The organism is Kaistia granuli DSM 23481 (assembly GCF_000380505.1).
Classification (GTDB): domain Bacteria; phylum Pseudomonadota; class Alphaproteobacteria; order Rhizobiales; family Kaistiaceae; genus Kaistia; species Kaistia granuli.
Map to the genome: position 1 here is coordinate 94,329 of NZ_AQYH01000010.1, position 16,283 is coordinate 110,611.

The following is a 16,283-nucleotide window of genomic DNA, read 5'->3' on the forward strand; positions in this document are numbered from 1 at the left end:
GCAAGCTTTCAATTTCTTCGTTACAGAATTGCTATGACACAACCGAAGTTAGGGTAGACCATGATTGAAAAAACGGCAGGAAGCGACCTTATAGATCTGACGGCTGATATCGTCTCCGCTTATGTCAGCAACAATTCAGTGTCGGCGAATGACCTTCCGGGCCTGATCACTGAAGTCTATCAGGCGCTGAACCGTACGCATGGCGGCGTGGTCGAGCCCGAGCCCGAGCCCTTGAAGCCCGCTGTGAACCCGAAGAAGTCGGTGTTCCCGGATTTCATCGTCTGCCTCGAGGACGGCAAGAAGTTCAAGTCGCTGAAGCGCCATCTGCGCACGCACTATGACCTGTCGCCGGAAGAATACCGCGAGAAGTGGGGCCTGCCGGCTGACTATCCGATGGTCGCGCCGAGCTACGCCGCGGCTCGTTCCGAGCTTGCCAAGAAGATGGGCCTGGGCCAGCAGCGCAAGCGCCGCTGATCCCTTTCATCGCGAGATTTTTCGAAGGGCCCGGCATTCGCCGGGCCCTTTTGTTTACGCGGTCAGGGTCGGCAGGCGATGCCGACGCCGCGAAGCTGCAGCCGCTCGGCCTCATAGGCCTGGCGAAGGGCGATGTGGCGGTTCATGTCATAGGTCCAGTGTCCGGCCCGTCCGCGCATGCGCTCGGCCCGCAGCGCCCGTGCCAGCCGCGCGACGATCCGCCGGCGCATCGCCTCGCTCGTATCCGCCATCTCCGCCGGCATCAAAGGCAGGAGAGGGGGCAGGCAGGTCTGGCGCCGATACGCGGCGACGCCGGCGGAAACCACCGCTCCCACCGCGCGGGTCGCTCGGTTCCCCATTGTCGCGGCGGGGGACGAGGACAGGCCGGGGCTGCGTCTCGGGACTTCGATCATGATGGGCTCCGTTGTTGCGGAGGCCATTTTCGCGCCGCTCCGGACGGCGGGGATAAGGGAGCGCTTTGTCCCCGCGTCGCGACGGTCGACGAGGCGCTTCGGGGAGAGGAAAAGAATCTATCCCCGTCCCTTCGGAACTGATCTAAGGTGTCCTAGGTTTTAATTCCTATTCGCAGAGAACGCGAGGAGGCGACGGGATGGACGCTCAATCAGAACACTCCCTGTATCGGGACGCCCGGCGGCAGCGCCTGCGGCGCGAGGGCGTCCGTCATGTGCTGGTATCGCTGGTTGGTTCGGCGCTCGATGTCGAGGCGAGCGAGCTTTGCGGGCCCGGGCGCGGCACGGCGCAGGCTGCCTATGCCCGTCAGATCGCCCTCTATCTCGCCCACACGACGCTCGGTCTCACCTATACCGAGGCCGGGCGGCTGTTTGGTCGCGACCGGACCACCGCCGCCCATGCCTGTCGCCGGATCGAGGATCGTCGCGAGCAGGCGCGGATCGACCAACTCGTCGATTGCCTTGAACGGGCGGCATCCCGCTCCATCGGCCGGCTCGGTCGGTGCGGGGGGCGGTCGTGATGGTCGCGCGTGGAGCGCCCCGACTGGCGAGGCGGCTCGCGGCCAGCGGAGCTCGCCTCGAGCGCGGCGCGGATGGCTATGTCCTCGTGTCACCGCTGTCGCCGCGCCGGGCGCCGGTGGATGCCGCCGAAGTCAGGAAGCTGCAGGCGGATGGCGCCATCGTCGGGGACGGATCGAACGGGCTCGTCCTTTCCGTCGCGGGCCGTGCCATGGTGCGGCGGCTTCTGACCGACGGGGAGGATTTCTCCAGTCAGCATCAGGCGCGCGCGGCGCAGACGGTCGAGCAGGATGGCGGCCGGATTGCCGTGACGGTCGATCTTCGCGAGAGCCCGCTCGCCTGGCTGCGCAGCCACAAGGGGCGCGACGGCAAGCCGCTGATCGATGATGCGGCGTTTCAGGCCGGAGAAAGGCTGCGGGCCGATTTCACGCGGGGGCAACTCATGCCGCGTGTAACCTCGAACTGGTCTGCCGCGGTGGCCAGTGGCCGGCGCGGCGGCGCGGGCGGCATGGCGGAAGTGACGGAGGCGGCGCTTTCGGCGCGCTTGCGCCTGGAGCGGGCGCTCGCCGCGGTCGGACCGGAGTTTTCCGGCGTCCTCGTGGACTTCTGCTGCTTCCTCAAGGGGATCGAGGATATCGAGACGGCGCGCGGCTGGCCGAAGCGCTCGGCCAAGCTGGTGCTGTTGCTGGCGCTCTCTGCTCTCGCGCGGCACTACGGGCTTTCCCCGAGCGCGCAGGGACGCAATGGCCCCGGCGACATGCGGCATTGGGGAAGCGACGATTTCCGGCCGACGGTCGGCTGATCAGGCGGCGGCTGCCGCGGCTGCCGCCTCGGTCTTGATCCGCGTCACCATGGAGCGTAGCCCGTTCGAGCGCTGCGCCGTCAGATGCTCGCGCAGGCCGATCTTCTCGAAGACGGCCTCGGCGTCGGTATCGACGATCTCAGCCGCCGGACGGCCGGAGAACAGCGCGATGACGATGGCGACCAGGCCGCGCACGATCAGCGCGTCGCTGTCGCCCTTGAAATCGAGATGCGCGCCGTCGGCTTCCTGGCGGACGCTCTTCTCGAGCCAGACCTGGCTGGCGCAGCCCTGCACCTTGTTTGCGTCGCTATGCGCTTCCGGAGCCAACGGCTCGAGCGCGCGACCAAGCTCGATCAGATAGCGATAGCGATCGTCCCAATCGTCGAGAAAGGCGAAATCGTCGAGAATCCGGTCGATGGGCGCGAAGGTGGCGGTGATATTCATGGTGTCCCGCATATAGCGTTTCGCGGGCCTGGATGAAACTGCCGGGACAAAAGATTACCGGGCGGAGGGCCCCATGCCCGGCTCAGGCGTTCCGCTCGTGGCCCTTCGGAGCATGCCATTGCGGCTCCAGATCCGTCGGTGTCAGCGTGCCGTCGGTGGCAGCGCCCGGCAGGATCGGCGCGGCGAAGGTTCCGTCGACGGCGCTGTAGAGCAGGCCGACGCCATAGCGGGCCTTGGCGCCGAAGGCGGCCAGGGCGGCGCCGCCGCTGGTGCAGACATCCGGCTGGCGCTCGCACATACCGGCGAGATCGGCGACCGCGCCCTGGGCCGCGACGATGGCGTCGATCGCGCTGACGCGCGGCGCTTCGGTGCCGCTGTTCGGATCTCCGGGGATCAGGAGAACGACGACGGAGAACCAGAATGCTGCCCGGATGAGAAACATGAAACCAGCCCTTCCGCCTGTGCCTGAACGCTGCAGGGTCACGGCCTTTCCGTGATCCTGGCCGCGACCTTAGCGGCTGCGGCTATAGGCGGAGTTGAGATGCGCAGCCGAATTTGATCAAAGCGGCTAAGTTTTCGATAACCACAAAGCTGCTTGTGTGCGAAGACGCGACCGCTACCTTGTGCGGAGTGCGGGGGAATGGATGAAGAAGTGGACGGCGGCGGACATTGAGAGTCTGCGAGCGAGTTGGGCATGGCGGATCATCAAGCCCCTCTACAAGATCGAGCGTGAGATCCAGCGTTGGCAGCGCCGGCGGCGGCAAGGCAAGGTGGCCCCACAGGGGGGGCGCGCTGAACGGGTCCGCGCCGACTTCGAGCAGCTCAAGGCTGGCTATTTCGCGTCACCGCTCGCCGCCGAGCCGGACAATTTCGTCCTCTACCGGATTCTCGGCAACGACCTCGAACCGCGCCATCGCAAGGGTCAGACGCGAAGCAATCTGGGCCTCATCCTCGCCCATGAGCCGCCGCTGGAGGGCTGCGAAAAGCGCTGGATCGTCAACCGGATCGTCGATCCGGAGGAGGAAGGGCGGATCCTCGATCTGCTCGAACACAGCGGCCAAGCCTATAAGCGGATCCCGTTCGATCTTGAGACCTATGGCAGGATCGGCTGGGAAGGGCGGGGATTTTCGGAGGAAGGTTTTTTTCTGAGCGAGGCGTTCCGGCAGCTCTCCGGCGAGGCGAGGGGGCGTGCCGAAGTACATGCGCGGACCGCCAAGAATCTCTACGTCATGAACAACAATGGGGGCCGCAACGCCGCGCTGCAGGACGGCCGGTCCGTTGCCAAGTGGATCCTCCCCTGGGACGGCAACTGCTTCCTGACGCAGAGCGCCTGGGCCGAAATCCGTGCCGCCGTGGCGGCGCAGCCCTATCTGAAATACTTTACGGTGCCGATGCTGCGCGTCGCTAACAACGAGGACCTGCTGCGCGATCGGGTGAAGCATCCCCCGGCCGATGAGCCGCAGCTGATCTTCCGGCGCGACGCAGCCGAGATTTTTGACGAGGCATTTCCCTATGGAAGGCGGCCGAAGGTCGAGATGCTGCAGCGTCTCGGCGTGCCGGGTCCCTGGAGCGGCTGGTCCTCGGATCCATGGGACTTGCCAGCGCCAACGCTGTCGGTAGAAGCAGGCCAGTTCGCCGAGGCCGGCTGGGTCGGTCGGCTCGAATCGGGCCGACCGGATCTGGAGCAAGGTGGCAACGGCGCCGTCCTGCGCGGCCTTTCGCGCTCGGACGCCATCGTCATCGCGCTCGATGCGCTCGATGCCAAGGCGATCGTCAGCCGTTTTCGACCGGAAGACCTCGCACTTTATGATCTGGCGAGGATCGGCCAGCTTCGGGAGGACGGACCGGACGATCTTCTCCGCGCCCTGAAGGCCGATGCCGAAGCCGCGCTGCTTCGCGGACCCTATTCGGTCACCGACAAGCCGGACGTCCCTCCGAGCGGCAATCGCCACGATTATCTGAGCCTTGCGCGCTACTGGTGGCCGGACCCCGCCTCGCCGGACGGGCGACCCTATGTCCGGTTGGACGGCAAGGACATCTTCGCCGCGTCGCTGCCGGAGTTCCGGGCGGATAGTTTCGATCGCGACCGGCTGCAGAGATTCGCTGATGACACCGTCCTGCTGTCGCTCGCCGGCACGGCATGCCGCGATGCGCGCTATCTGGATCATGCGGCGCAGCTGGTGCGGACCTGGTTCCTCGATCCGCGCACCCGGATGACGCCGCATCTGCGTTTTGCCCAGATCGCGCGCGGGCACAATGGCGACGAGAACCAGGGTTCCGGCGTGCTCGATCTCGCCTGCATCGCGCCGCTGCTCGACGCGGTCCGCCTGATCGAAGGCTTCGGCGCTCTGGACGCGGGCGAACGAACCTCCTTCCGGAACTGGCTGCGCGCCTATCTCGATTGGCTGCACGCGAGCCCGCAGGGCCGCGCCGAATGCCGGGCGCAAAACAACCACGGCACCTTCTTCGATGTGCAGTGCCTCGCCATTGCCGCCTTTCTCGGCGACGGCGCCGAGCTGGCGGCGACGCTGCGGCGCGCCCGCGAGCGCATCCCGCACCAGTTCGCCGTCGACGGCTCGCAGCCGCGTGAACTGGCGCGTACCCGACCCCGGCACTATTCGCACTACAACCTCGTCGCCTGGACGACGCTGGCGCGGCTTGCGGAGAGCGTCGGCGACGATCTGTGGAGCTACAGGACAGCGGATGGTCGCGGCATCGAACGCGGTCTCGCGTGGTTGCTCGGGCAGTCCGCCGCCAGCGGCGGCCCGGACCTCCAGACCGAGCCCGAGGTGGCGTCGCCGGCGCCGCACTGGTTCGCCTTTCGCTCCCGCTACGCCGATTCGGGCATCGAGCCGACGGCTGCCGACGAGGTTGCGCCGTTCCGCCTCGACCCGCTGAGCGGGGTGCCTCCCTACTGGCAGTTGTTGCGCTAGATCGCGCCATTTTGCGCCAACCGGTCGTCCTGGCGGGGGCGTTTCCGCCCGCCGCCGGGCCGGTTCGCTTCGTCCCCTTAGGGTTCCCTTAAGCGGCGCCTGCCAAGATGGCTTCATTGCCGGATGGTCAGGCGCGGGGGTTCCGCCGCGGGGCCGAAAGGCCGGAACGAGCGTCACCGGTGTGTTGCGTATGACGGTTTCCTTCGAGCCCTTGCGGCGCGTTATCGATGGCCTTGTGCATGGCTCCGTCAGCGAGGATTCGCTGGCCGCTGCCCGGCACCGCGCCTTCATCGCCGCCCATCTTGCCGTCGGGCTCGGCGTGCTTCTGCTGTTTCCGATCTGGCTCGCGCTTTCCGGCGCGCCGTCCTTCGGCTCGGCGATCGCCTTTGCCTGGCTGGCTGCGCCGCTGCCGATCGCGGCCTTCCTGTCGCGCACCGGCCGCTATGAGGCGGCCCATCTCCTTTCCGCGCTGGCCTTGGCCGGCCTCGTCGTCTGGGGCGGCGCGCTGACCGGCGGGCTGAGTTCCCCGGCGCTGATCCTGCTGGCGATCGTCCCGGCCGAAGCAGCCCTCTCCGGCGCGCGCCGGATCACGCTCGCTTCGATCGGGGTGGCGGCCTGCGCCTTCGTCGCCTTGGCGACGGTGTCGCTCGCCGGCTGGCTGCCGGCTCAGGGCGGCAGTTCTGCCAGCTTCGCCCCGATCCTGATCGCCGCAGCCCTGCTCTATGGCGGCGGGTTGGCGCTTCGGATCGAGCAGGTCTATCGCGAGGCGGACCTTGCCGCGCGGGACGGAGAGGCGCGCTACCGCATGCTGGCCGAGAACGGCACCGATCTGATCACCCGCCACAACAGCGTCGGCGCCGTCGAATATGCCTCGCCAGCCGGGCGCACGATGCTCGGCTGCTCGCCGTCCGAGCTTGCCGGTCATGGCCTGTTTGACCGCGTCCATGTCGCCGACCGGCCGGCCTATCTGCATGCGCTTTCGGAGACGGACCGTACCGGCGAGCCGCGCACGATCGAGTTCCGCCTGCGCCGGCCGGACATGGCCAACGGCTTTCTCTGGGTCGACATGCGGTGCCGCTCGGTGATCGACCCGGCCACCGGCGTCCGCTCGCTCGTCGCCGTGACGCGCGACATCACCGAGGCGCGGTCGCAGAAGACGGAGATCGTTGCGGCGCGCTCCTCGGCCGCCGAAGCGAACCGGTCGCAGGTCCAGTTTCTCGCCCATATGAGCCACGAGCTGCGCACGCCGCTCAATGCGATCATCGGTTTTTCGGAGATGCTCGAGCGCGAATTGTTCGGCAAGTTCGAGATGGCGCGGCATCGCGACTACATCCGGCTGATCCATTCCTCCGGCGAGCATCTGCTGCAGGTCGTCAACAGCGTCCTCGACATGTCGAAGCTCGAGGCCGGCAAGTTCGAGGTCGTGGCGGCGCCTTTCCCGGTCGCGCCGCTGATCGACAGCGCGCTCGATATCATGTCGCAGCAGATCGCCAGCCGCGGACTGAAGCTGGTCCGCCATATCGATCGCGATCTGCCGGATCTCGTCGCCGATCGGCGCGCTTGCCGCCAGATCCTGCTCAACCTTTTGGCGAATGCGGCCAAGTTCACCGAGCCGGGCGGCACGGTGACGGTCTCAGCGCTGCTGGAGCAGGGTGATCTGCTGCTGGAAATCCGCGATACCGGCATCGGCATCGCTGCCAACGATCTGCCGCGCATCGGCACGCCCTATGTGCAGGCGGACGCCAGCCGTGAGCGTCGCGCCGAAGGCACGGGTCTTGGCGTCTCGGTCGTGAAGGGCCTGGCCGAATTGCAGGGTGGTTCGTTCACCCTCGAAAGCGAGCCGGGGCGCGGCACCACGGCCACGGTTCGCCTGCCAATCCGCAGCCGTCGCTTCGAACCGGCCGGCGCGGTCGAGCCCGTCCTCCAGGAGAGGGAGCGCAGGCGTGCGTGAGGCTCCGGCGCGGCGGAAGCGTCCGCCCAACAATCGTTCCAGAAAGCCGCCCGTAGAAGAGAGCGAGGGGCTGCTCAGCCGCCTGGCCGACAAGGTAATCGAGAATCCCGGCCAGTCCGGCGGGCTGCTGCTGATCGTCGCCGTCGCCACCGTGATCGTCTCCAACGCCGCCTTCCTGCAGACGAAGCGCCATCCCGATCCGTTGTTCGCGACGCGGGAGCGCGCCATCGAGCAGGCGGACCTGTCGTCGGATCCCGCCCCCGCCTCGGTTCCGCTGCCGAAGAGCCGGACGAACGTCGCGCTGCCGCATACCCAGCAACCGCTGCCGGTCTCCGTCTCGACCAGCACCGTTCCGGCGTCGTCGCAAGGCAATCTGATCGCCGACACGCAGCAGGCGCTCGCCGCGGCCAAGCTCTATACCGGCGCCGTCGACGGCGTCATGGGACCGCAGACCAAGGCGGCGATCTCGGCCTTTGAAAAGAAGATCGGCTTGATCCCGACCGGGCAGCCGAGCGCGCGTCTGCTCAGCCAGATCCGCAAGGGCGGTCCGCGCGCCCATCTCGACGATCCGATTTCGACCGGCTCGATCGAGGATCCGGCGATGCGCGAGCGGATCAAGCGGGTGCAGGCCGCGTTGAACGAGATCGGCTACGGGCCGGTCGACGTTGACGGTCGCGGCGGCGGCAAGACGGCCAATGCCATTCGCCGCTTCGAGCTCGACAACGGCTTGCCGATGACGGGCGCTGCGGGCGACGCCGTGATTGCCAAGCTTGTCCTGATCGGCGCGATGAACACGCTTTGACCATCCGGAGACAGCGATGCGTCTGACGTCCGGCCTCTGGGTCGCAGCCTATGTGCGGCGCGCCTTCGTCGAAGGCGCGTTCGCCGCGGTCGTTCGACGGGGAGCGGAAGAGGCCGGCGCCATTTTCGTGGTCGTCGACTGGCTCGACGGAACGGTCGATCTCTATGGTCCCGCCCCGCAGACGGCGTTCGACGACAGCAGGCCGTCCGACCGGCTGTTCTCGCGTATCGGCGACCGGATCGACCGGCTGGCGCTGCAGGAGCGGCTCGCATCCGAGATGCGCTTCGACCCCGACGTGTGGGTGGTCGAGATCGAGGACCGAGCCGGCCGGGCCTTCCTCGAAATCGCCGCAGACTAGCGGCTCAGCCTGTCGTGCCCGTCAGCGCCGGCTTGGCGTGATCCGTCGCGCGCTCGGCAGCGACATGGCGCGCATCCTTGCGCGCCACGTCGGCGAAGTGCGGCTGATGGGCCGGGCGAGATTCGGCGGCGCCATCGTTGCGCCACTGCGCGACGAGCCGGGTCGCTGCCGGTTCCTCGATGCCGCCAAGCAGTCCCGTGAGGCGGGCGAATGTCTCGATGGCGGCGCTGATGACCGGGTTGGCCAGCAACAGAACCTGCTGAGCCTCGGCATCTGCCAGACCGATCGCCTTCAGCAGCACGACCAGCGCCTCGCCGGAAGGATCGTCCAGCAAGGCGGTGACGCGCGCGACGTCGAGCCGAAGGCCGTCTGCCAGGGTGTTGATCAGGGCGTCGCGCTGACGCTGGCGGGCGAGCATGCCCAGACGCGCCCGGCTCATGGCGGCGCGGAAGGCATTGTCGATCTCGGCCGGCGACAATCTCGGCGGCACGATTGGCGACGCGGAAATCGAGGCGAGCAGCGCGAGGCGGGCGTCACGGTCGAGGCGCAAGAAGGCTTCGGCGGAACGCGGCGATGGCGCCTCGGCGGGCTTCTCTGCCTTCGTGACCACCGGCTCGGCGGTTTTCGGCGCCGGTGCAGCTGCCGGGACATCGATCGCGCGGGGCTCCGCAATCGGCTCGGCCGCGACGGGTTCCGCCGGCTTGGCGGGCGCGGGGCGGGGCGCCGGAGCCTCGCCGGTCGCGGGAGCCGCCTTCGGCTCGACGACGGGCCGGGTGCCAAGCGACAGGGATTCGAACGTTCGCCGCGACAGGCCTTCCGGTACTGGAACTTCGGTTGCCAGCGCCGTCATCTCGGCGCTGAGGCTCGCCGTCAGCACGCGCGCGGCGGCGAGCGCCGACAGGGCATCGGCCGGCTTTTCCGTGACGGGGTGATTCGCAGTGGTGTCGGTCGTCGCGATGACGTCCGGCTGTGTCGGGACGGCGGCGGCGGGTGCCTCGGGCAGGGGAGCGGACGCCTCGGTCGCACCCGCCGGGATCGTCGCGGCGAGGGGCTTCGCAGCCGGCGCCGGCGGAACGACATGGGCCGGCGGCGCATCGTCCGCCTCGGCCGGCAGGAGGGCGATTGTCTCGGCATCGCCGGTCAGCCGCAAGGCCTGCACGACGTCCGGAGAAAGGTCGTCGCGCGCCGCGATCATCCGGTAATGCGTCGGGCCGGTCGCCGCCATGATTGCCAGAAGATCGAAGGACGACAGCTCGGCATGGCGCAGGACCGGCGAGGCGATCTCGGCCAAGTCCTTGCCGAGCATGCGCAAAATCGCTCCCGGCGTATCCGGGTGACGGGCCAAGCGCTCGGCCACGAAGGCCCGGTCGGCCGGCGTCACCTTGGTCAGGAAATGCGCGGTCAGTTCCTCGAAGCGGCGAATTTCGACCTGGTCGTGCGTCTGGTCGAGCACGAACAGCTCGGTCGTTGCGCGGAGCAACGCGGCATCGCGGCTTTGCTGGCTCGACACGGCCATGGCCATGAGACCATCCGAAAAATACGAGGGATGCATGATGACGCGTTACCCGAAGAGCCGTCGACGCGATCGCATATTCCGTCTTGAAGCCCCGATCGCCGAGCTCGTGCCGATTGTGCCGCGAAGTCGTTAGCGTTCCGTTAACCTTGCCGGTCCGTAAATGATGCTATTGTGGTTGCGAGCATCCGTCAGGCAGTCGGGGCGTCGATCCAGGCCTGACGGACCTCGAAGGAGGTCACATGGGCACCATACTGACCTACACGACGGACCGGCGCCGACGCGCGCGGTCAGGGCTCCCTCGCGAAGGGGTCTGCCAGATCATCATCTTCTCCGGCGTGCGGATTGATCGTTCCCGGTCGGAGCGTCCGCCACCGCCGCCGGCCACGGTGGCGCAGCAGCCGAAGCCCGGCCGTGGCGCCTGAGACGATCTAGTTCTTCTCGTCGGGATCGGCGGGGGGAGGGGTATCGGCCGAGGGCAGCCCGGCGGAGCAGTTCGCCGCGCGCAGCATCGCCTCGGCCCTGGAGACTAGCGTCGGATCCGCCACGAAGCTGCGGATCAGTGCGAAGCCGCGCGTGATCGGCACCTCGATGACGATCGACTGGTCGAGGGCGGCGATCGGGCTCTCGCGCAATTGCGCCATCTGCACCGGCGTGGCGATCACCAGGTCGATGTCGGAGCGTTCGGCCGAACGGTCGTTCAGGCTGTAGACATTGTTGCCGCGCCGGTTGAATACCGCGATCGACCAGAAATCCTCCGGCATCGCCGCCTTGATGCGGATCGGTCCGTTCTCGAGCGAAAAGCGGCAGGCGGCATAGGCCATTTCCGGATCGAGATAGGGCAGCGGCTCGGTGCCGGGTTCCGACATCGGCAGCAGGTGGAACGTGCCATCCGGCCCGAACCGGCCGAGCGAGGTCCAGGCATCGCGATTGGCGAAATCCGGCAGCAGCAGGATGACCGCGATGTGGATGATGCCGCCCAGCAGCAAGCCGCCCAGCCCGTAGAGGAGGAGGCGGATCATGAGCAGTCGACCTTCTCGATCGACGGCATGGCGATGTCGCCGATGCTGGCGCCGCCGGCGAGCGGCGTGTCGTACAGGCGGAGGATCAGCCGGATGCGATCGGTCGTCGTCACCGGCAGCCAATTGCCGGGTTCTGGCGTGCGCGCGACCGCGATCTCGAAGCCGCCATCCTCGTGCCGCAGCACCTCGCGCGAATGGAAGGCGGTGCGCCGGGCCGGATTTTCCATCAGATGGCCGTCGCCGTCATAGGCGGTCAGCGTCCAGAGCCGGGCCGGCGGGGTCTGGCCGGTGACGCGGTAGCGACAATTGCCGGTCAGCCGCTGGCCGGCGCTGTCCTCCTCCGCCGCGAAGGCCAGCCCTTCGCCGGCGCCGAGCGGCACCTCGCCGGAGCGCGCCAGGATCGCCGCCGTATAGGGATCGGCGTCGGCGCTGCCGGAATCCGGCCAGGCCGTCCAGGCGCCGCGCGTCACGGCGCCGAATAGCCGGTCGCGGTCGAGCACCAGGGCGGCCGAGCCCAGGCCGACGACGATGGCGATCGCAATGGCGATGGCGAGATGGATCAGGAGTCGCAAGCGAAGGCCTCGAAACGGAGCGCGGCGAAGATAACGCGGCAGGATCGTCCGCGATAGCTCGGTCATGCAAGCCGGGCCCCGAAGCCGGTCGGGCGTCGTGCCGGCGCGGCACTATTCGGTTGTCAGCGCGCGCGCCGGCAGGCAAAGCAGGCCGGCAATCCGCTTGAGGCCGCCCGCCGCGATGACCCTTCCGATACGCCAGACGATGTCCCGGCCCGACTGGGCCCTGCTGCTGATCCTCTCGACCCTTTGGGGCGGCTCGTTCTTCTTCATCGCGATCGCCGGCAGGGAGCTGCCGCCGCTCACCATCGTGGCGCTCCGGGTCGGCATCGCGGCGCTGATCCTGCTGGGGCTCGTCGCCATCGGCGGCAAGTCGCTGCCAAAAAGTTGGCGGGTCTGGCGGGTGCTGCTCGGCATGGGCGTCATCAACAGCGTGCTGCCCTTCTCGCTGATCGCCTGGGGCCAGACGCAGGTGCCGAGCGGCCTCGCCGCCGTCTTCAACGCCACGACGCCGTTCTGGACGGCGCTGGCCGTGCAGTTCCTCACCGCCGACGAAAAGCTCTCGGCCGGCAAGATCGCCGGCATTGTGCTTGGCGTCGCCGGTGTCGGCGTGCTGATCGGCCCGGGCGCCTTCCTCGATTTCGGCGCGCATGGCTGGGGCGCCCTCGCCATCCTGCTCGGCGCGCTCAGCAACGGCTTCGCCGGCGCGCTCGGCCGCAACATCGCCCGTCTCCGCGTCGAGCCGATTGTCGCGGCGACGGGCCAGATGGTGATGGCGACGATCCTGATGATCCCGCTCGCGCTCCTGGTCGACCAGCCCTGGCAACTGGCCATGCCGGGATGGCAGGCCTGGGCGTCCATCCTCGCCATCGCCGCGCTGTCGACCGTGCTCGCCTTCCTGATCTTCTACCGGCTGCTCGCCCGCGCCGGCGCCACCAACACCTCGCTGGTCACCTTCCTGGTGCCGGTCTCGGCGATCCTGCTCGGCACGCTGGTGCTGGGCGAGCGCCTGGAACTGCAGCACATCGCCGGCATGGCGCTGATCGCGGCCGGGTTGGTGGCGATCGACGGGCGGGCGTGGCGGTGGGTGAGGGCGAGACGGGCGGCGGAGGCTGGGTGAAGGCGGCTGATGGACCCGGCTCTTTCACACAGCGACGGGCGCTGGATGGGCCGTACGCTCCGATCCCTGCCTTCGACCAACAGCTCACCGTCGGCCGGCTGCCCGGGGAGCAGCCTGCCGACGGAGCGCCTGGTTTGCCCTTGTCGTCGCAGCTTGTGCGGCGCCCTTACTTCACCGTGATCGCCAGGCCGCTGATATCGACGTTGACCTGCAAACCCACCTGCTTGCCGGTGAGTTCGAGCCGGGCGCCCTTCTCGTTGGTCATGACGATCACCTGGCCTCCTTTGATCGCGGCACCGCCGCCGCCGACCGCGGCGTAGACCCCGGTGACATCCTGGGCGCGGCGGATGTTGCTGACCTTGCCCTGGAAGTTGGTCTTGGAGGCGCCGAACGCCAGGCCGCCCGAGACGCCGGCGATCGAGACGGGATAGCGACGCCCCTTGAAGGTGAGCGTTCCCTCGCCGCCGGAGCCCCCCACGAAGAAAGCAGCCTTGTAGACGGAGAAGCGGATCGTACCGCTGTCGGCATAGGCGGCGCCGGAAAGGGAAACGGCCGTGGCGGCGACGACGGCAGCCGCCGCGATGGTCCGAATCCTGGGCGAAATCATCATGATGAGCGTTCCTCTGGTAAAACCTTGCCGAGCGGCGGGACTGGTCAGCGTCGTATCAAGCTTGAACACTTTAGCGTGTACTTGGTTCCAGGCACGCGGTTTGAAACCGGCGCCGAACCGTCACCGCGATCGTCCGGAGGGCTTGCCGCTCTTCAGGCCGTCGTTGTGGTTGTGCCTGGCATTCGGAGATGCGGTTCGGGGCGTGCCCCCACCACCCGCATGGCTGGCAAGAGCCGGGAGGCCATCCGGCTTCGGATTGGTGTCGCGGGGGTAGGGCGGTGAGGGGGCGGTCGGCCTTTTGAGCAAGGATCTTGAAGAGCTGCCTGCGGTCGTCAGCGACCCAAATGGCCGCTTCCGACCCCATTGCAGTCATTCGCAGGCGAGATAGACAGAGCCAAAAGCTGCCGCCAAGAGGTGCTTCTGCTTTACTGCTCGGGTGCAGCCAGCCAAAGGCTTTTGGTTATGCTGCGGTCGGCCAGTGGGCACCGCCACTAGGCAGTTGGAATGGTGCCCCCGTCGATTACATGCTCAGTCCCGGTGATGGATGATGCTCGATCCGAGGCTAGGAAAGCGATCAGGTCGGCGACCTCTCTCGGTTCGGCGGGCCGCCCCAGTGGAATGCCGCCAAGTGAGTTCATGATCACCTGAATTGCGTCTTCGTAGCCAATGCCGGCTTGTTCGGCGATGCGGAGCGCCAGACCATTGGCTCCCGGATCGGCAATCCAGCCAGGAGACACGCGCACCACTCGCACCCCCTTCGGAGAAACCTCCTTGGAAAGGCTCTTGCTGTAGGTGTTCAGCGCTGCCTTGGCCGATGCGTAGCCAGTGGTCGCCTCCGGCAGCGGCAGGCGATTCTGGATCGAGGTCACGTGGATGACGACGCCGCTTCCCTGAGCAATCATGCCGGGAATCAAGGCACGATCGAGCCTTACCGCCGGAAAGAAGTTCAGACCGAATTCCTTGTCCCATTCCGCATCGTCAAGTGCTGCGAAGCCGCCCGAAGGGGCGGAAGAGCCGCCCAGGACATTGACGAGGATGTCGAGCCCGCCAAGTTCCCGATGTACCGCATGCACGACAGCCTGTACCCCGTCTCTGGTGGTCAGATCTGCTGCAACGAAGGCATCGCCGGCAAAGTCCGCCGGCTTGGTGCGCGCGGTCGTCAGCACGCGTGCGCCCAGCTCCCGGAAGAGCGCCACGGTGGCGGCGCCGGCACCCAGGGTACCGCCGGTGATCAGGGCCCGCCGGCCCTGCAATGTGAGGAAAGGCGTCATACCGTGATCTCCAGCTCGGCGATCTTGTCGCCGGCGAGGACGAAGAAGTACCGCAGATCGACCGGGCTGCCGGGGAAGTCGCCGGTGACATGTGCCGTTACCTGGGTCTTGCCGGCTTCTGTGGTGATGGAGAAAGGCTCCGTTTTGACGGGGCCGTATTTCTGGGTGTATTCGACCTTCCACTGGCGGATGGCTTCGTGGCCCACAAGGCTCTCGCCTGCATCCTTGACGATGGCTTGCTCGGTAAAGGCGGCAGCGAGCTCGTCGGGGCCGCCGTCATGCTCGGCGGCGAAATACGCCTCGATGCTTTTGGGTAGTTTCACAGTCATTTTCAGCTCTCCAGATCGTCTGTGTAGCCTAGCTGGCTACAGGCGCGACCCCTTGTGGTCCCGACAGGTGCTAATCTATGACTGGACGAATGCTGCGATAACGGGGACAAACAGGAACGAGGAATTTCGAAAAGAGGGATAATGACGAGGGACCTCCTTTCTGACCTGGATGCCGTCCTGAGTATCGCCCGTCACGGTTCTTTCCGTGCCGCGGCCCTTGATCTCGGCCTGTCCACGACAGCCCTGAGCAACGCCATCGCCAAGCTTGAGCAGCGCTTGGGCGTCCGCCTGTTCAACCGAACGACGCGAAGCGTTTCGCTGACCGACGCGGGAAAGGCATTTGTCGAGCGGGTCGGGCCGGCAATGACGGAAATCCACGACGCAGTGCTGGCCGCGCAGTCGCTTCAAGAGACGCCCGCCGGGACCTTGCGCATCAATGCCTTCGCATCAGCGGCCCGGGAGGTGATGACGCCGCTCATCCTCCCATTTCTGCGACGCTATCCTCAGGTGCATATCGACCTGGTTACGGAGGGAAGGCTGGTTGACGTCATCGCCGGCGGTTTTGACATGGGTCTCAGGCCAGCCGACCTCGTACCCACCGACATGATCGCGGTCTCGCTCGGACTTCGGCGTGAAAATGCGGTCGTCGCTTCACCAGAGTTCCTGCGTATCCACGGCAAACCGACCATACCGGACGACCTCTACCGGTTTCGGTGTATCCGTTCGCGCCTTCCCAACAACGCTCTGTTCCGATGGCGATTTGAGAAGGCTGGGACCCCGCTGCAGATTGATGTTCAGGGCGCCATCACCCTCGATGAACCGAGCCTTGTCCGGATCGCTGCGCAGAATGGCATCGGAATCGGGTATGTCATGGAAGCAGACGTGCGCGATGACATTGCTGCTGGGCGGCTTGTTCGAGTTCTCGAAGATTGGACCCCGAACCTGGCGCCGCTGGCGCTCTACTACCCGGGCCGAAAGAACCCGTCTGCCGCTTTTACGGCGTTCATCCAAACCGCTCGTGAGTTTGCCAACGCCCCGAATTAGGCAACAGCGCCGGAAATGTTCGTCTGACGTTTGCCGAACGAAATCTGTG

The 16,283-nt window shown here is 67.0% G+C and carries 19 protein-coding genes; 10 read left to right on the forward strand and 9 right to left on the reverse strand.

The annotated features are described in order from the left end of the window. The first annotated feature begins 60 nt into the window (after positions 1–60). Entirely contained in the window at positions 61–474 is a 414-nt protein-coding gene (locus G342_RS0115560; protein WP_018184086.1) for a Ros/MucR family transcriptional regulator, read from the forward strand. A gap of 62 nt (positions 475–536) precedes the next feature. On the opposite strand, the gene G342_RS26480 is transcribed toward G342_RS0115560, so the two are convergent. Next, positions 537–887 (reverse strand): hypothetical protein, encoded by a 351-nt coding sequence (locus G342_RS26480; protein WP_245557284.1) that lies wholly within the window; start codon positions 885–887, stop codon positions 537–539. Between the two features lie 197 nt (positions 888–1,084). Between G342_RS26480 and G342_RS24335 the strand changes: the two genes are divergently transcribed. Both G342_RS24335 and G342_RS24340 read left to right on the forward strand, forming a co-directional pair. Then, on the forward strand, positions 1,085–1,465 hold the full coding sequence (locus tag G342_RS24335) for a helix-turn-helix domain-containing protein (RefSeq protein ID WP_018184088.1): 381 nt from the start codon (positions 1,085–1,087) through the stop codon (positions 1,463–1,465). Further along, positions 1,465–2,265: a DUF6456 domain-containing protein gene (locus tag G342_RS24340; protein WP_018184089.1), complete on the forward strand. Its 801-nt coding sequence runs from the start codon at positions 1,465–1,467 to the stop codon at positions 2,263–2,265. Before G342_RS24335 ends, G342_RS24340 begins: the two co-directional genes overlap by 1 nt. Here the strand turns inward: G342_RS24340 and G342_RS0115580 are convergent, their stop codons facing one another. After that, positions 2,266–2,709, reverse strand: coding sequence for a SufE family protein (locus G342_RS0115580; RefSeq protein WP_026304488.1), 444 nt, complete (start codon positions 2,707–2,709; stop codon positions 2,266–2,268). Between the two features lie 82 nt (positions 2,710–2,791). Further along, positions 2,792–3,151: a DUF5330 domain-containing protein gene (locus G342_RS25375; RefSeq protein WP_018184091.1), complete on the reverse strand. Its 360-nt coding sequence runs from the start codon at positions 3,149–3,151 to the stop codon at positions 2,792–2,794. A 202-nt stretch (positions 3,152–3,353) separates the two neighbouring features. Between G342_RS25375 and G342_RS24350 the strand changes: the two genes are divergently transcribed. The 4 genes from G342_RS24350 (at position 3,354) to G342_RS0115605 (ending at position 8,753) form a co-directional block, all read left to right on the forward strand. Continuing rightward, complete coding sequence (locus G342_RS24350) at positions 3,354–5,642, forward strand: alginate lyase family protein (protein WP_018184092.1); 2,289 nt, start codon at positions 3,354–3,356, stop codon at positions 5,640–5,642. 190 nt (positions 5,643–5,832) lie between these two features. Further along, entirely contained in the window at positions 5,833–7,593 is a 1,761-nt protein-coding gene (locus G342_RS24355; protein ID WP_018184093.1) for a PAS domain-containing sensor histidine kinase, read from the forward strand. After that, on the forward strand, positions 7,586–8,395 hold the full coding sequence (locus G342_RS0115600) for a peptidoglycan-binding domain-containing protein (protein WP_018184094.1): 810 nt from the start codon (positions 7,586–7,588) through the stop codon (positions 8,393–8,395). The genes G342_RS24355 and G342_RS0115600 overlap by 8 nt, the downstream gene beginning before the upstream one ends. 16 nt (positions 8,396–8,411) lie before the next feature. Further along, positions 8,412–8,753 carry a DUF1491 family protein gene (locus G342_RS0115605; RefSeq protein ID WP_018184095.1) on the forward strand — a complete coding sequence of 114 codons (342 nt, stop codon included), beginning with the start codon at positions 8,412–8,414 and terminating at the stop codon, positions 8,751–8,753. Between the two features lie 4 nt (positions 8,754–8,757). Here the strand turns inward: G342_RS0115605 and G342_RS0115610 are convergent, their stop codons facing one another. Beyond that, positions 8,758–10,275 carry a hypothetical protein gene (locus G342_RS0115610; protein WP_018184096.1) on the reverse strand — a complete coding sequence of 506 codons (1,518 nt, stop codon included), beginning with the start codon at positions 10,273–10,275 and terminating at the stop codon, positions 8,758–8,760. A 233-nt stretch (positions 10,276–10,508) separates the two neighbouring features. Between G342_RS0115610 and G342_RS26070 the strand changes: the two genes are divergently transcribed. Beyond that, the gene (locus tag G342_RS26070) at positions 10,509–10,691 is read left to right on the forward strand and encodes a hypothetical protein (RefSeq protein WP_156830976.1); all 183 of its coding nucleotides are present in this window, start codon (positions 10,509–10,511) and stop codon (positions 10,689–10,691) included. A 6-nt stretch (positions 10,692–10,697) separates the two neighbouring features. Here G342_RS26070 and G342_RS24360 read toward each other — a convergent pair whose 3' ends face one another. Both G342_RS24360 and G342_RS0115620 read right to left on the reverse strand, forming a co-directional pair. Continuing rightward, positions 10,698–11,288: a DUF1254 domain-containing protein gene (locus G342_RS24360; RefSeq protein ID WP_018184097.1), complete on the reverse strand. Its 591-nt coding sequence runs from the start codon at positions 11,286–11,288 to the stop codon at positions 10,698–10,700. After that, positions 11,285–11,860 carry a DUF1214 domain-containing protein gene (locus G342_RS0115620; protein ID WP_018184098.1) on the reverse strand — a complete coding sequence of 192 codons (576 nt, stop codon included), beginning with the start codon at positions 11,858–11,860 and terminating at the stop codon, positions 11,285–11,287. Before G342_RS0115620 ends, G342_RS24360 begins: the two co-directional genes overlap by 4 nt. Positions 11,861–12,041: 181 nt before the next feature. Here G342_RS0115620 and G342_RS0115625 point away from each other — a divergent pair, with 181 nt between their 5' ends. Beyond that, positions 12,042–12,980 carry a DMT family transporter gene (locus tag G342_RS0115625; protein WP_018184099.1) on the forward strand — a complete coding sequence of 313 codons (939 nt, stop codon included), beginning with the start codon at positions 12,042–12,044 and terminating at the stop codon, positions 12,978–12,980. 166 nt (positions 12,981–13,146) lie between these two features. Here G342_RS0115625 and G342_RS0115630 read toward each other — a convergent pair whose 3' ends face one another. The 3 genes from G342_RS0115630 to G342_RS0115640 all read right to left on the reverse strand — a co-directional run bounded on the left by G342_RS0115630 (position 13,147) and on the right by G342_RS0115640 (position 15,190). Then, the gene (locus G342_RS0115630; protein WP_018184100.1) at positions 13,147–13,590 is read right to left on the reverse strand and encodes a lipid-binding SYLF domain-containing protein; all 444 of its coding nucleotides are present in this window, start codon (positions 13,588–13,590) and stop codon (positions 13,147–13,149) included. Between the two features lie 491 nt (positions 13,591–14,081). Then, complete coding sequence (locus tag G342_RS0115635; RefSeq protein ID WP_018184101.1) at positions 14,082–14,861, reverse strand: SDR family oxidoreductase; 780 nt, start codon at positions 14,859–14,861, stop codon at positions 14,082–14,084. Next, entirely contained in the window at positions 14,858–15,190 is a 333-nt protein-coding gene (locus tag G342_RS0115640) for a nuclear transport factor 2 family protein (RefSeq protein ID WP_018184102.1), read from the reverse strand. Before G342_RS0115640 ends, G342_RS0115635 begins: the two co-directional genes overlap by 4 nt. 141 nt (positions 15,191–15,331) lie before the next feature. On the opposite strand from G342_RS0115640, the gene G342_RS0115645 reads away from it, so the two are divergent. Next, positions 15,332–16,234 (forward strand): LysR substrate-binding domain-containing protein, encoded by a 903-nt coding sequence (locus tag G342_RS0115645; protein WP_018184103.1) that lies wholly within the window; start codon positions 15,332–15,334, stop codon positions 16,232–16,234. Positions 16,235–16,283 lie beyond the last annotated feature (49 nt).